13 protein-coding genes and 1 pseudogene are annotated in these 15,229 nt (G+C 57.9%); 4 read left to right on the top strand and 10 right to left on the bottom strand.

Annotated elements, in window-relative coordinates:
• Positions 1–78: 78 nt before the first annotated feature.
• The 10 genes and pseudogenes from JUK32_RS15440 to JUK32_RS15395 form a co-directional block, all read right to left on the bottom strand.
• Positions 79–909, bottom strand: a complete 831-nt coding sequence (locus JUK32_RS15440; RefSeq protein ID WP_204139762.1) for an energy-coupling factor ABC transporter ATP-binding protein — start codon at positions 907–909, stop codon at positions 79–81.
• Complete coding sequence (gene cbiQ, locus JUK32_RS15435) at positions 906–1,685, bottom strand: cobalt ECF transporter T component CbiQ (RefSeq protein WP_204139761.1); 780 nt, start codon at positions 1,683–1,685, stop codon at positions 906–908. The genes JUK32_RS15440 and cbiQ overlap by 4 nt, the downstream gene beginning before the upstream one ends.
• Positions 1,686–1,688: 3 nt before the next feature.
• Complete coding sequence (gene cbiM, locus JUK32_RS15430; protein ID WP_204139760.1) at positions 1,689–2,333, bottom strand: cobalt transporter CbiM; 645 nt, start codon at positions 2,331–2,333, stop codon at positions 1,689–1,691.
• Positions 2,320–2,802, bottom strand: a complete 483-nt coding sequence (locus tag JUK32_RS15425; RefSeq protein WP_204139759.1) for a carboxypeptidase-like regulatory domain-containing protein — start codon at positions 2,800–2,802, stop codon at positions 2,320–2,322. The genes cbiM and JUK32_RS15425 overlap by 14 nt, the downstream gene beginning before the upstream one ends.
• On the bottom strand, positions 2,802–3,680 hold the full coding sequence (locus JUK32_RS15420) for a DUF4382 domain-containing protein (RefSeq protein WP_204139758.1): 879 nt from the start codon (positions 3,678–3,680) through the stop codon (positions 2,802–2,804). Before JUK32_RS15420 ends, JUK32_RS15425 begins: the two co-directional genes overlap by 1 nt.
• A 460-nt stretch (positions 3,681–4,140) precedes the next feature.
• Positions 4,141–5,052, bottom strand: coding sequence for a hypothetical protein (locus JUK32_RS15415; protein ID WP_204139757.1), 912 nt, complete (start codon positions 5,050–5,052; stop codon positions 4,141–4,143).
• Between the two features lie 286 nt (positions 5,053–5,338).
• Positions 5,339–5,596 (bottom strand): annotated as a pseudogene (locus tag JUK32_RS28740) (type II toxin-antitoxin system RelE/ParE family toxin).
• A complete protein-coding gene (locus JUK32_RS15405; protein WP_204139755.1) occupies positions 5,593–5,844 on the bottom strand; it encodes a type II toxin-antitoxin system Phd/YefM family antitoxin in 252 nt (83 codons plus the stop codon). Before JUK32_RS15405 ends, JUK32_RS28740 begins: the two are co-directional and overlap by 4 nt.
• Positions 5,845–5,941: 97 nt before the next feature.
• The gene (locus JUK32_RS15400; RefSeq protein WP_204139754.1) at positions 5,942–8,557 is read right to left on the bottom strand and encodes a tetratricopeptide repeat protein; all 2,616 of its coding nucleotides are present in this window, start codon (positions 8,555–8,557) and stop codon (positions 5,942–5,944) included.
• A gap of 92 nt (positions 8,558–8,649) precedes the next feature.
• Positions 8,650–9,177, bottom strand: coding sequence for a hypothetical protein (locus JUK32_RS15395; protein WP_204139753.1), 528 nt, complete (start codon positions 9,175–9,177; stop codon positions 8,650–8,652).
• A gap of 317 nt (positions 9,178–9,494) precedes the next feature.
• On the opposite strand from JUK32_RS15395, the gene JUK32_RS15390 reads away from it, so the two are divergent.
• From JUK32_RS15390 to JUK32_RS15380, 4 genes are all read left to right on the top strand, one after another.
• A complete protein-coding gene (locus tag JUK32_RS15390; RefSeq protein ID WP_309224555.1) occupies positions 9,495–10,823 on the top strand; it encodes a GTPase in 1,329 nt (442 codons plus the stop codon).
• A gap of 15 nt (positions 10,824–10,838) precedes the next feature.
• Positions 10,839–12,779, top strand: a complete 1,941-nt coding sequence (locus JUK32_RS15385) for a GTPase family protein (protein WP_204139751.1) — start codon at positions 10,839–10,841, stop codon at positions 12,777–12,779.
• A 271-nt stretch (positions 12,780–13,050) separates the two neighbouring features.
• Positions 13,051–13,173 carry a hypothetical protein gene (locus JUK32_RS28050; RefSeq protein ID WP_255538262.1) on the top strand — a complete coding sequence of 41 codons (123 nt, stop codon included), beginning with the start codon at positions 13,051–13,053 and terminating at the stop codon, positions 13,171–13,173.
• Between the two features lie 141 nt (positions 13,174–13,314).
• The gene (locus tag JUK32_RS15380) at positions 13,315–14,991 is read left to right on the top strand and encodes an MBL fold metallo-hydrolase (RefSeq protein ID WP_204139750.1); all 1,677 of its coding nucleotides are present in this window, start codon (positions 13,315–13,317) and stop codon (positions 14,989–14,991) included.
• The last annotated feature ends 238 nt before the right edge of the window (positions 14,992–15,229 follow it).

The raw sequence follows: 15,229 nt of genomic DNA, 5'->3' as shown, positions 1-15,229 counted from the left end.
CTTCGCTCAACCTACCAGTATCGAGAGTTGAGCGGAGTCGAAACTCGGTTCATGGGGATCTTTTTTGCGCGCAAGTCTCTAAGGACGGATGTTGTGGTGCATTTCGACATGGGGTACGAGGGAATGGGGCTTTTCCAAGCCATGTTTTTCCATCAGCGCTTGATTGTCCATAATTGCCACGGGATCACCATCGGCAATCAGGCGGCCCTCGTCGATGAGGAGCACGCGATCGCACACCTCCAGCAAAAACTCCAGGTCATGGGAAGCGAGCAATAGCGTCTCGTCGGACTTTTGCAAAAACTGAATCAGGCGACGCCGCGTGCGCAAATCAAGACTGGCGGTGGGTTCGTCGTACAGCAATACGCGGGGACACATGGCCATCAGGCCCGCGATCGCCACCATCTGTTTTTCGCCACCGGAGAGGTGGTGCGGGGGACGATTGGCCAGGGCTTGAATGCCCGTGAGTTCCAGCGCCGCTTCCACCCGCTCGTGAACTTCGGCATCGGATAATCCCAAATTTAAGGGGCCAAAGGCGATATCGTCGCGGACGGAGGGCGAAAACAGCTGATCTTCGGGATCTTGAAAGAGAAAACCCAATTCGGGGCGAAAGTGATTGGGTTCGACGGGGCGATCGAACAGGTGAATAGTGCCGGATTGGGGTGCTAACAAGCCGCACAGCAGCATGAACAAGGTCGTCTTGCCGCAGCCGTTGTGGCCAATCAGCCCGACCCGCTCGCCTTCGCGGATATCAATCGATAAGCCGCACAAAATATCGGGATTGTCAGGATAGGAAAAGGTGACATCCTGGAGGGCGATCGCCACTGGGCGAACCAGATTGGGGGGAGCGGTAGGAATCGACACGACGGGTGACGTGCTAGACGACGGGAGGGAGTTGAGAGAGGGGTTCATAACGATGCCAGAGAAAGTTCGCAAATCACCACGCTGACCGCAGCGGTCAACGTCAGTATAGTCGGGAGGGCGATCGCCCCTCCAGGCTTCTGATTCAGGGAGCGGGGGGGCTGTTGACCATAGCCCCGCAGCCGCATGGCGCTGTAGACCCGCTGGGACTGTTCATAACTGCGCAGCAGCAAACTGCCAAACAGCGCCGCCAGCCAGTTCCAACGCCGCCGGAGGGTTTGGCGCGAGTGGCCGTAGCCCCGCAACGCCATTGCTTGGTGCATCGTCGCGAGTTGGTTAGCCACATCAAACAAATAACGATAGGTCAATAGCGTCATGTCGGTTAATAACGTGGGAATGCCCAGCGATCGCATGGCTTCCAGCAGGGTCAAAAATGGCGTCGTGCCCAACAGCACAAAGCCGGTGGTCAAAATCGCCACAAAGCGACCAGCCACCAAGGCCGCCATTTGAATGCCTTCTAATCGCAGCGAAAAAATCCAGCCCTGCCAGATCACGGTTTCGCCCGAAACCCACGGCAGCAGACCCACCATCGCGACGATAAACAGTCCCGGATAAGGCAGTCGGCGGCACAGGTAAGAGAGGGGCAACTGCGCCGCCAGATAGAGCCCGATGACCACGACAAAGACCCACGGCAACAGCACCAAATGCCGCACCATGGCAATGGCAAACATGAGGGTCAATAAACTCAGCAGCTTTGGCCGAGCGGCCCAGCGATGAACCACCGACTGACCAGGAATATAAACATCGGCGTGGAGACTAACAGCCATACATTAACGCTCTAGCAATTCGGGTTTAACGCGCAGTAAGAAAAAGCACAGCAGCACGGCAAACACCCCTTCTAGAAAAATCAGGGGAATGTGCCCCACCATCAAAGCCTTGAGAAAGGTCTGCTCGGTACTCTGATCGAGCGTGGAGGGGATGGCAAAAATCACCAACGCAAAAAAGATCATCGCCGACAGCCCGACCCCAAATGCGCCCGCGATAAAGCTAAACAGGCCGAGGGATATTTTGGCCGGCAGCGACTTCCCTAAGTAATGCCGTAGTTGAAACAGTTGCCCCGCCAGTACAGCGGGAATGCCCATCATGACGGCATCGACGCCCAACGTGGTGACGCCGCCATGCCCCAGCAAAATCGCCTGGAGCAACAGCCCAATTAAGATCGCAGGCCAGGCGTACCAGCCTAAAACGATACCCAGCAAGCCGTTCAGTACCAGGTGTACGGAGACGGGCGGTACCGGCAAGCTGATGGAGGAGCCGACAAAAAATGCCGCTGCCATCAAGGCCGCTTTGGGCACTTCGACCTGGGAGTCAGAGGTTTTGTGAATGCGCTTGAGGGCGACCCAAGTAATGCCGCCCGCGATCGCATATCCAGCCACACAGACCGGCGCAGGCAAAATACCGTCAGGAATGTGCACGATTCTTACCTCGTTGCCCAAAATACAGGGCCGTGCCCACGCAGCCCCAGGTGACGGCCCCCGCCACCATGCCGCGCTGCAACAGAGTCAGCCCAGCATCATTGGTGAAGGTACTGGCGATCGCCCCCTCGGATTCCACCGGCACGACGGCAATGTCGCCGTGTCCCGCCTGCCGTACCGACACCTCCCAATCGCCCGGTGCCGTGGGCACAAACACAAATTTGCCGTCAGCATCTGTCAGGCCCGTGTAAACAGGCGTTTGGGGATCATCGGGCGCAAAGACTTGCACCGTAGCCTCAGCCATAGGCTCGCCGGAGTCGTAGTTGGCCTGAATTTCCATTGCGGTGGCGGTGCGCGCTTGAATGTGCGCCCCATGGGCCAAGGCTGCCATGGGTAGACCGCCGATCGCGATCGCCATCATCCCCAGCTGGTAGAGGCTACTTCGCAGTGCTGATCCGAACAACTTCATTAACTATCCACCAGTTGAGTTTCCTCGCAGTGCCCTTCGCCCACGTGGCCGAGACTGGGCAAAATTCCCATGAGCGTCTGATATTCCTCAGGCGTCAATTGCGCTTCTAGCGCTGCCATATCCACATCGAGGGTATTGCCGTTAGCGATCGCGGCCAGCGGGTCAAAGCCCAGCGCTCCGGTATTAATGTCGTCATCGGCGGGGGCTTCGCCATCGCCAAATAAATGATCAAAGTGAAAAGTTGCCTCTAAATCTGCGGTCTCAGAGGCTTCCAGAATACCTTTCCGCTCATCGCCGACAAAGTCACCGCATACATACGCCAGTTCGGGATCGAGCTTCATCACAAAGGCGATAGTCTCGCCCTCTTTCGCCGCCGTCCCCTGCATCCAGATGGTTTGCCCAGCGGCGGGGCCTTCAGGAGCGGGCATCATTTGCCAAGAAAAGGCATTGTAGCGACCCGCTGGGGCCTCCACCGATTTCACCAAAATCGGCTCAGCGCTGTCGTCGCCCTCGGCCAAATCCACCGTGACCGTTTCGGAAATGACGACGGTCTCAGTGGCTTTGGGCACGCCCCCCGTTTCAGCATCGAAGGGGGGATCGGTTTGGTAAGCCGTAATATCGGTCAGAGTGACATACACATGGTCAAAGTCCACTTGCCAGCCATCTTTGGTGACAAACCCCTGGCGCACAAAGTCTTCGCCATTGGCCCGAATGGTCAACTCACCCTCGCCGTCAGCCGCCGCCGCCGTCGTGTCTTCAGCGGGGTCGGACTGGGCGTTGGGGTCAGTGTCTGTGGTGGCTTGGGGGCTGCAAGCGAGCAGCAGCGTGGGGAGCGCCGCCGCGATCGCGGTTTGGGTCAGTAATCGATTCATTAACATGAAGAGGGGCTCAAAAACTTGACTACAACGTTCAGTGCGGTACACACCGCGTTCACACCCTTCAGTTAAGCCACCTCAACCCGGAAATACAATACCCCCCTGGGGCATAAAGCTGAGAAACGGCGCACTTCTTAGGCTTTTCCCAACGTTTCGGCAAAGTCTTAATGGCCACCAGACAGTTTTCTGAGATCACTGATTGGTCAATGCTGAGCACTCGTTTTCAGGAAGTTCCAGGCCACCTTGGAAGCAGACATACCCGCCCGGCAATTACTGCACAAAATAGGGGCGCTTGGCCGTTGGCGACCAGGCTGCGCCCGCCCCATGAGAATTGCAGTTAGGGATCTGTAACTAAATTAAAGTCCCCGTTCAATCCGGTTTCGACTTCGCTCAACCCACCAGTATCGAGAGTTGAGCGGAGTCGAAACTCGGTTCATGGGGATCTTTTTTGCGCGCAAGTTCCTTAGCTGATGCGACCAAATTGCCGCAGCGATAAGAGGGTCTGGAGCGTCAACACCCCAGCCCACTCCCGGTGGGCGATCGCCCAGGCAGCGGGAAAGGCGTCGGCCCAGGACCAAGTGGGTTCCCACGCCCCAGCGGCAGTCTGGGTGGCAATCTCATAGTCGAGGTTGGCCTCCACCGCCGCCTCCAACCCCGCTTTGAAGGGCGATTGGGGCTGTTCGATCACCTGCAAGGGCCGCAAACCATAGGCCGCCCAACTGGCGGGCTCCGGGTCTACCGTTTGCGGCACCAGAATTTTGAGCCGCGCCATTAACGGCTCAGCGATCGCGTTCGGCAGGGTGGCGGTTTGCCCTAACCGGAGACAGCACAGCAGATCATGCATTTCCAGGCGATCGCTTTGCTGCACCGTCGCCATGACTTTGGCCGTAACGTTCGTGATCATCTCGGGGGGGACGGCGTCGGCATAGTCGTACAGGTAGCCCAAAATTTCGGCGGTGGGATTCAACGAAAAGGCATCGTAGCGATCGCTGGCGGAGTTGCCCCACCAAGGCGCATGGGGACTCTGATCCGCCGTGGGCGGAATGGTGCGCCAATGCCCCGTCTGCGGATTGTATTGCTGAATCAAATAAGCCAATCCCGTTTTCACCAGCGGGTGAGTCGCGGGGGTGTGGAGCGATCGCAAGGTCTGAAACGCAATGGAGGTGCAAATCACGGAACTGTCCGGCGATCGCACATCGGGTTCTAAACCGTGGCCAAAGCCGCCATCAGCATTCTGAAATTCCCCCAGGGCCGACCACACCGCCGCCGCCGACCCTTGCTCAAAGCAGTAATCAAACCGGGCTTGTTCCAGCGATCGGGCTTGGGTTTTGATGAAGTGACGCGCCGATTCAAAAGCCGATTGCGTGAGTTGCATGACTTCACCCGCTATACGTTTGTACTATTTTACTCGTCAAGCCGGATTGGTCAAACGGCAGTGTCTGGCTCTCCTGGCGAGGCGGTGCCCAAGGCGCGATCGGGCCAAATTATTCGCCACTGCCGCCGTAAACTCACCAGCAGTCAAGGCTCGGTAGGGGGCTAGGCATCGTTGCAGAGTCCAGTTTCTCTCCTTAAACAAGGAGAGGCTAGGTGAGGTTCTAGGCATCCTCACGGAGCTGCTGCAAAATGGCCTGGGTGGTGGGATGGTCGGAGAGGCGATCGGCTTATTCACCATAATGAGTTTTGGCGCGAATAATCAGCACCACCTGATCGGCTTCAATAATTTCGTAGAGAATGCGATCTTTACGATTGAGTCTTAGCGATCGCTATCCGGCTAAATCTCCCTTCAAGGCTTTCCCAGCGTATGGATTTTCAGCCACTAGATTAAGCAGAATATCTTTGAGCTTGGCTTTCTGTTTAGTGGTGAGTTGCGCAACATCTTTTTGCGCCCGCTTAGAAAAGAGGATTTGATACGCGGTCATGGCAGCAGTTCGTCGATCGCGATGGCGTCTCCCCGGTCATAATCTTGGCGAGCGGTTTTGACATCATCCAGAATGCCAGGGATCTTGGCAACTGCGGCTGTCTCAATGAGCGATTCCCATTCCGCTTGACTCAGCAAAACGTAGCTTTGATCGTCCCGGACAATTGTGACGCTTTCCTGGGCTTGGCTAACGCGATCGCAGAGTTCATCAAGATGCGCTTTGGCATAAGCTGCCGTCACGTGGTGCATGGTTTAACCTCAGGGCTGGAATGGGCTGGGCGGCTAGAAACAGCTAGGTAATTAGGTTGATCGTATTGTAAGCCGGGTTTTGCCGGGCCGGGTGGAGCTAGGTGTCGTTGCGAAGCTGCTGCAAAATGGCCTGGGTGGTGGGATGGTTGGAGAGCTGATCGGCCTGCCCCGCCGCCAGCGCCGCGCGAATCATACCCGCAAAGTTGTTTTGCCCCGTGGCAATGTAGGGATGGCCAGCCGGGAGCGCTTTGACCCAAATCTCAATGGCTCGCAGGTACAGCGGTTCGGCCTCGCCATAGCGCCCCTGGGCATAGTACAGTCCCGCCAGATTATTCAGGCTGTTGGCGACATCGGGATGGTCGGCCCCCAACTGCTGTTCTTTGATTTGCAGCGATCGCCGATACAGCGGTTCCGCCTCGCCATCGCGCCCCTGGGCACGGTACAGTTCCGCCAGATTATTCAGGCTGGTGGCGACATCGGGATGGTCGGCCCCCAACTGCTGTTCCCAGATTTGCAGCGATCGCCGATGTAAGGGTTCGGCCTCGCCATAGCGGCCCTGTTTTTCGTATAGCCCCGCCAGATTATTCAGGCTAAGAGCGACATTGGGATGGTCGGCCCCCAACTGCTGTTCCCAGATTTGCAGCGATCGCCGATACAGCGGTTCCGCCTCGCCATAGCGCCCCTGGGATTCGTACAGCAACGCCAGATTATTCAGGCTGGTGGCGACATTGGGATGGTCGGCCCCCAACTGCTCTTCCCAGATGCGCAGCGATCGCTGATAGAGGGGTTCGGCCTCGCCATAGCGCCCCTGGGCACGGTACAGCCCCGCCAGATTATTCAGGCTGCTGGCGACATGGGGATGGTCGGCCCCCAACTGCTGTTCCCAGATTTGCAGCGATCGCTGAAAGAGCGGTTCGGCCTCGCCATAGTTGCCCTGAAAATGATACAGCGAGCCTAAATCGTTGAGATAGCTGCCAAGGGTGACAGGGTTGATCTGCCGAGTCTCGGCAATCTGCACCGCCTCTGCCGCCAGAGGAATGCCCTGGGTGTATTGACCCAGTTCTCGAAATATCCGGGCCAGCCGATTCAGGTATCCGGCCAGTTCGAGGCTGTGGGGCGGCAGAGTGTGGCGGGCATCGGCCACCACTTGTTGGTAGGCGGCAATGGCCTCGCCAAACTTGCGCGACGCGATGACTTGATTGCCCGCCCCCGCAGTGGCTTTCGCTTCGTCATAAATCTTCTGCGCCTGGTCAAAGCGAGTCGCCAGCATCACCCGCTGCGATAACCGAAAGGTCGCGACCTTTATCTGGCGGGCGGCGACTTTGTAGCGCTCCGAGACTGAGGGCAGCGTCGCCGCCGTGGCTTTTTGCGCCTGTGTTAAAGTCACCTCTGCCGGGGCCAACTGGGCCTTCAGGTCATCAAACTGCCGCGCCGTTTCTACATCCACCGTCTGGGGCACCTGCGCCGCCTGGGCGGCCATGCCCAGGGCCCAGGCCAATTCCCACTGCTCTCGGCCAAATCCTGGCCACTGGGCCGCAAACAAATCTCGCAACAGTGGATGCAGCCGATAGGCCGATCCCCCCCTGCTCCCTTTGGCAAGGGGGGTGGCGACAGCCGGGGAGATCGCCGCCTCACTATCACTCTCAGCCGCCTCCGATCGCACCCTCTCCAGCAGACTTAACCGCAGCAACTGTCCTCGGGCTTCCACCGGATCATTGACCGGGTAAACCGGGATGGGGGCCGGACGAGTGGACTCGGAGGTCCGTCCAAATAACTGACACAACCCGCGCCAAAATCGCTGCCACAGCTTTCGCCAGCCCGTAGGTTCGGGGCGCACCACCGGAGCCGAGCGGGCAGGCACGCCATATTCCTGGTCATAGGTCGCCACCACCACCGCAATCAAGTCCCAGGGCAGATCCACCGGGGCAAACAGCGTCAACACCCGCGCCAACTGGGCACCGTCAGTACTGCGCCGCTGCAAGTCGTCCCAACTGATAGCAAAGGCGGCCTGCACTCCCCGTTCGGCAGTAATCACGTCATCGGGGTCACGTTCTAGCGGGGGAGCATCGAGTCCTTTATCATCCAGAGCTTGCTGCAAATAATCGACGGTACGATCCGGGTCAACATTTAGCCAACTGCCCACCAGGGTTAAGGCCAGGGGCAAATATCCCAGCCGCTGACCAATGGCCTCAGCCGTGGCGACAGCCGCTTCAATGCGCTTCGTCCCAGCTAAGCGTTCCAGCAGTTGTCGCGCCGCCGCCGGAGTCAGTTGAGGCAACCGGAAGGGTTCGAGGTGGGCAACCTGACTGCGGCTGGTAAAGATCAACCGGAAAGGAGCCGCCACCTCGTCGTTGGGGGGCAGATAGGGCGCTACCTGCTGGCGATAGTCCGTGACATCATCCACGATGACCAGAGCCGGACGCTGGCCGCAAAATTCCTGCCACGCTTTCCATGCTTTGATCACCTGTTGTTTCAGGTCTAGGTGGCGTAAGTCTTGTTCCGGATACCGTTCTGCCTGCACCCACTGGTTCAGATCGGCCCCAAAATTCGCTGCCCCAAACCAGGCTACCCCACCGGGATAGTCAGCGGCGTAGGCGCGGGCATATTGCAGGGCTAGTTCCGTTTTGCCCAGGCCAAACATGCCGACAATATTCACGCGACGATGGGTGTCGAGTTCGTCATGCAGGCGGGTCAGGTCGGCCTCGCGCCCCACAAAGCGATCGGGGTCAATGCCGCGACTTTGCAGGTTATTGAGCTGGAATTGCCCCTGACTCGAAGTTGAAGAGTCCGATGAATCAGAGGCGGTTACTTTTTTGGTTGTGCCCGGAGTAATCCGGCTAGCTTCTCAGCCCCGCCCGTAAATGTGGGGAAATACTGCTGACAAAATCCCCCAAAGGATTTGGGTAAACTCTCCAAATCAGTTTGATAAAAGACCTTCACAAAGGGCGGAAACGAGGAGATTGCCACCTTCACCTTATCCGGCGACGAAACCTCAGGTGCTTCTAACTTGGCGAGCAGGGCTTGCAGCACTCGCAGCATGTCCGCATCCTGATCAGCAGTCAGGGTCGTCTCCAGTTGATTCACCTGCGTCACCAGTTCGCCAACAATCACTTCGGCTTCGGCTTCAGAAACATCAAGTTGCGTCGAGTGTGTCGCCAAAATTTGCCAGCGTTCTTCTTCAACGGGAAGCATGGCCTCGCGTAAATCACGAATCAGCAGTTTGATTCTGGGATGCTCAAGGCGCTCGTATCGCAGCAGTTGCCTCTCATAGTCGGCTAATCGGTCGTTGTATTCAGCCAAGAGAGATTCTAGGTGTTCCAGACGGCTTGTCATAGGGCAGTGATTGACTCAGCGGCGATCAGTTAGGGCCAAATGCAACTTAAATATATGTCAGATAAATAGCAGCGACCAGCCAACCATCACCTTCCCGACCGCAGCTAAGGCATGAGGATCAAATAACATCCAAATTGTTAGGGCAGGCATCTTGCCTGCTTGGGGACAGCCGAGACGGCTATCCCAACTTGTTCAATTCTCATTCCCAAGTGCAACTTTTTTGTAGGAATGCCGACTGCGGGGAAAGGATTTCCTATCCTAATGAAGAAGTCGTGGCGCGGTGAGTGAGTGTGTTTGCAAAAAGGATTCTCAGGCCAGTGCAAAATCTCTGGCAGCGCTTCACCGTTAACGAAGCGCAGATTGCCGAACATTTAGAAGCGGTGCGGCAGCAACTGCCGACCACCGAGGTGATTTTGCTGGGCAAACCCCAAGCGGGCAAAAGCTCCATCGTCCGGGGCATGACCGGGCAATCGGCGGATATTGTCGGTCAGGGGTTTCAGCCCCACACCCGCAGCACCCAGCAGTACCCCTATCCGTCGGCGGAGTTGCCGCTGCTCATCTTCACCGACACGGTGGGGCTGGGTGATGTGGAACGCGACCCCGAAGCGCTGGTCGATGATTTGACCGCCACCCTGCGGCAGGATGAGGCGCGATCGCGGATCTTCATCCTCACTATCAAAATCACCGACTTCGCCAACGACAGCCTGCGGCAGATTATTGCCCAGCTCAAAAAAGACTTTCCCCACATTCCCTGTCTGCTGGTGCTGACCTGCCTACACGAGCTGTATCCCGCGCCCACCGATGACCACCCCGACTATCCGCCCCAGTTTGAGGCCATTACCCGCGCCGCCCGCACCACCACCGAGAACTTTGCCCGAGTGAGCGATCGCACCCTCCTGCTCGATTTCACCTTGGAAGAGGACGGCTACGATCCCGTCTTTTACGGGTTGCCCGCCCTGCGCGAAACCCTGAACGATCTGCTGCCCCAGGCCCAGGCCCAGGCCATTCACCAACTCTTGGAAACCGATGCCCAGGGGAAAGCGATCGGCGACCTGTATCGTCGGGTTGCCCGGCGCTACATCAGCGCCTTTGCCGTTATGGCCGGGGTGACTGCCGCCGTGCCCCTGCCCTTTGCCACCATGCCCGTGCTCACCAGCCTGCAAATCTCGATGGTGGCGGCGCTGGGGCGCGTTTACCAACAAACCCTCACGTTTAGTCAGGCCCTGGGGGTAATTGGCACGCTGGCAGGGGGCTTTTTTGCCCAGGCCGTGGGGCGCGAACTGGTCAAGTTTATTCCCGGCATTGGCAGCGTCGTGGCGACATCGTGGGCAGTGGGCTACACCTGGGCACTGGGCGAGGGGGCCTGTCTTTACTTTGGCGATCTGATGGCGGGCAAAAAGCCTGATCCCAAGGCGATTCAAGCCATGATGAGCGAGACCTTTCAGCAGGCCAAACGGGATTGGCAAGCGACGCAATCCGACCCGCCCACAGACACCGATCCCCCGCCATCAGCAGAGACCAACCCGCCCGAGGCCCCACCGGAGGCCGACGCAGACACCTCGCCTGAGGCTGCGTCCACACTGCCGACCGATCGCCCCCCACCGCCCGCGCCCCCCACCGCGCCCCCACCGTCAGCAGAGACCTAAGAGAGGATTCGCCTGATGTGGAATTTACGCCGTTGGCAATGGATTGTCCTCGCGATTCCCCCCACGTTGGTGTTGGGTAGTTGGGCGGTACTCGCTGGCATCCAGTTGCATACCTGGGGATTGAGCTGGGTGTGGGCGCTGGTAGCGCTGGTGCTGGTGCTGTGGCGGTGGCTCCTCGGCCAGTGGACGAAACCCAATGAGGGGGCACTGGAGGAGAGTTTGGCGACGGTGCGATCGCAGCTGCAAGCTGACCTCAGCGACCCCGCCCAAACCGTGCCCTCCGAGCAGATCGAGGCGACGCTGCGCCAAACGTTGGCAGCGGCCCGTGACGATGCTCCCCTGTGGGAGGACTGGGCCACCTTTGCTCAACGCAGTCAGACGCTCATTCGCGACATTGCCAACCTGTACCATCCCGAAGAAAAATATCCCCTGCTCAACATTTATATTCCCCAAGCCTACGGCCTGATTCGCGGCACAGTGGATGATCTGGATCGCTACATCAGCGTCGCCGCCCCCACGCTCAATCAAGTCACCGTCGCCCAGGTGTACCAAACCTACGAAACCTACCGTGCGTTAGAAACGCCCCTGAAGCGGCTATGGACGGTGGTGGATTTGAGTCGCTGGCTGTGGAACCCCATTGGTGCCGTGGTCCGCGAAGTGGGTCGCCCCCTGGGCATGCAAGCGAATCAGCAACTGCTAGTCAACTTTAGCCAAACCCTGCGGGAAACGGCCCTGACCCTATTGTGCAAGCGGGCGATCGCCCTCTATGGCGGCGACTCCGCCCTGGCTGCTCAACCCTCGGCGCAAGCGACGCCCCAAAGCCAAACCCTGCGCGACCTGATGGAATCGGCGGCCCCGACGCGATCGCTCGCGTCAGCCCCACTCAATTTGCTGCTGGTGGGGCGCACCGGCGCGGGCAAAAGCAGCTTGATTAACACTCTATTTCAGCAAGATCGCGCGGCGGTCGATGTGCTGCCCAGCACCGACCAGATCACCCAATACCGTTGGCAGACCCCTGGCGACGAAGTGCTAAATCTGTGGGATACGCCGGGTTATGAACAAGTCGATCAGGTCGAGTTGCGCGCCCAGGTGCTGGAACAAGCCCTCCAGGCCGATGTCATTTTGCTGGTGAATCCAGCGCTGGATCCGGCGTTGGATGCGGATGCCCTGTTCCTTGAAGAGGTTTCGCGCTCCGGGCAAACCGTCCCCAGCTTACTTGTCCTGACGCAAGTGGATCGCCTGCGTCCAGTGCGTGAATGGCAGCCGCCCTACGATTGGCAGTCAGGCGATCGCCCCAAAGAACGTAATATCCGCGCCGCTGTAGCTTACCGTCAGGAACAGTTAGGCCAGTGGGTGCAGCAGGTGCTCCCCATCGTCACCCAATCCGCTGCCGACTCACGCGCTGCCTGGGGCGCGGACGCCCTGGCCCTGCACCTGGTCAACACCATCGCCCCCGCCAAATCCGAACGCTTAGCCCAGTTTCTCCGCAGTCGTGAGGCCCGCATTGCCGCCGCCATTCGCCTGGTGGAACGTTACGCCCTACAAATGGCGAGCGGCCAAGGTCTTGTCGCCCTCGCCAAAACCCCCCTCTTTGCGGTTATCTCAGCGCGTTTCACCGGCACCCCAGAGCTGGGTACTTTACTGGCGCAGTCGATTCCGGCTGAGCAGGTGCCCGTGGTGATTAGCAAAATGATGCTTACCTATGAACTCGCCGGACTCCTGAATGAATCGAGTGCTCTATTCCGGCCTGGCGAAATCCTCAAACTGTGGCCCCTCTTGCTCCAGGGCAGCGATCGCCCCCCGACTCATAATGCCTGGGCCTGGGGGCAAGCCCTGGTGGAATATTGGACCCGAGACCTCACCGTTGACATGCTGAAAGCCCGGTTTGACCATTACCTTGATCAGGCTGACGCCCTGCCCTCCACTATCCGCAACGCGACGACTCGCGAAACATGAGGGTCGGGTTGCGGCAGTCATTAGTCTGACCTCTGCAACCCAAGCTAGCGATTTCTAAATGCTAGCGATAGGGGTGCTTCCAGGGAAACTGGCCAGCGATCTCCCGCGTTTCCGAAGCCCGTGTTAAGGTTCTTAAAACTACCGGAGTCCGTTGGTAGGATCATTCCATTGAGATCAATCTGAGCCGATTCAGGCCGCTGCCCGCATCGCTGCTCCGAGGCTTAATTTCTCGATTAAAATTCGAAACCTTCAGACCTTTTATTGCATAGCTATGGATATCAAAGCGATTTTGTTGGTGCTTACGGGCATTTTTGTCGTCGCCACTCTCTTTTTCGGTACGCGCAACGGCTTTTACGATAGTGATGATTATCACGGCAACGGCTCGGCTCACTAAGCGATCGCCGGCCAAGCCAACCTAATTCAACGTGGCTCGCAGGGGTGACGCCGTAGTCACTGCTGAAATTTTTGAGTTAGCCATGTACTTGGGTTTTGTATTTGTAGTTGTGATGGGTCGATCAGACCAGATAGTGAGTCGGTGAGCGTTTTATCTTGTTTACCCTACGGCGTTGGTCATGCTGACGAGGGCATTTGTCTACAACTGCAAATCGGCCCTTATCGCATTCTGTTGGATTGTGGACTCATAACCCTGGAATCTCTAGCTGGCGATGAATCGGCTCCGGTTGACTTTGCCTTTTGCACCCATGCCGATCCTGACCATGGGCGATCGCTGTTAGAACTGCACCATCGTTGGCCCCATTTGCCCATCTATTGCAGCGCCGCGACCGCTGATTTATTACCCCTCAACTGGCCAGATGTCTCACTACCCAATGGGGCTGAATTTTGCCAAAGGTTACCTTGGCGGCATTCGGTCGAGTTGGCCCCAGGACTTACGGCCCAACTTTGGCCCGCCGGGCATTTACCCGGTGCCGCCTGCGTATCCATCACCTACGCCACCGATGATCAGACCTACAGCGTCTTCTACACCGGCGATTTTTTCCTCTCCAATTCTCGCTTAGCCGACGGCTTGCCCCTCGACGAACTGCGAGGCCTCAAACCTGACGCCCTAATTGTCGAAGGCACCCAAGGGACCGCCCGCTATCCCCACCGTCGCCAGCAAGAAAATCGCCTGGCCGACCAGCTCAATCAAGTATTGGCCGCGGGGCATAATGTCCTGCTCCCCGTTCCCCTAATTGGTTTGGGCCAGGAGTTACTGATGCTCTTGCGCAGTCATCACCACTTCACCGGCAAGGATGTCACAGTGTGGGTCGATGGCTGGGTGGCCGAAGCCTGTGACATCTATTTGGAACTGCTGCCCCATTTGCCCAGCAATGTGCAAAATTTTGCGCGGCATCAGCCCCTATTTTGGGACGATCGCATTTTGCCACGCATTCAGCGCTTGCCCCAGCCTTTACCTGAGGAACCGGGACATCCCACCATCGTCATTGGCTATCAAAATGCTGACCTCAGCCCCCTAGCCCGGTGGGGCGATCGGCCCTGGCGCATCTTCCTGCCCGATGAGCTGGCGAATAGCGTGGTCAACGCTGGCCTCGATCACGATGACGCTCATTACCAAGCTACTTTGGCCTGGCTCGAACATCTGAGTGACGAATTTGAGCAAGGACAAGCCTATTTGGAAACGTATTTACTCAGCACCCATAGCGATGGGGCGGGCACCACTCAACTCATTCATAACCTGCGGCCCCATCACGTCTTATTTGTGCATGGATCGCCCAACTTTCTCGCCGACCTGGCCAGCCTCGAAGACTTGCAAAGCCGTTACAAGCTGCACTTGCCGTCGGCTCGTCAAACAGTTGAACTGCCTACGAGCGATACATTCCTGCAACCTGCCCCCCCCGATACAGTATTTGAAGGGGAAGTGGCCGATACCGAAGATGACGGCATTATTCTGAACTTGCCTCCAGAAATTCGAGACGATTCCCGCTGGAGTCGATTGGCTGATACGGGAGTAGTGCAAATTCGTTGGCAAGGCAACGATTTGATCGTGCGGGGCGTGAGCCAACAGTCCCTCATGCGTCAGGCCAATGTTCCCGCCACGCTGAATGCATCAGTGCAGTGTTGCTTTAACTGCATCCACTGGCAACAGCCCCGCTGCAACAACCCCGCCTCACCCATGCACAACTTTCCAGTTGCAGCAGAAGGGTATTGTCCTGAGTTTGCCTTTAAGACTGGCAGTCAAGCTGACGTCGGTTAGGGCTGCAGTCGCCAGCCATTTTGTAATCTACTAGGTGCGAATCTTTGAAGCCGGTTCGCCGGGTTCGCGATCGCCCCGACGCTGCCGCATTGCAGATTAACACCATGCACGCAAAAAGGCGCTCCTCCGAAGAGAAGCGCCTTTCAATTCACTCAAACTAGCTGAGCAGGTGAAGCCTAACCGATGATTTCGGGAGCCTCAGCCGCTGCCAAGTCGAGGGGGAAGTTGTGAGCATTGC

Origin of the sequence: Halomicronema sp. CCY15110, from assembly GCF_016888165.1 — a bacterium.
Taxonomy (GTDB): Bacteria; Cyanobacteriota; Cyanobacteriia; order Phormidesmidales; family Phormidesmidaceae; genus Halomicronema.
Note: the sequence above shows the minus strand (reverse complement) of the source record. Positions and strands in the feature narration are given on the sequence as shown.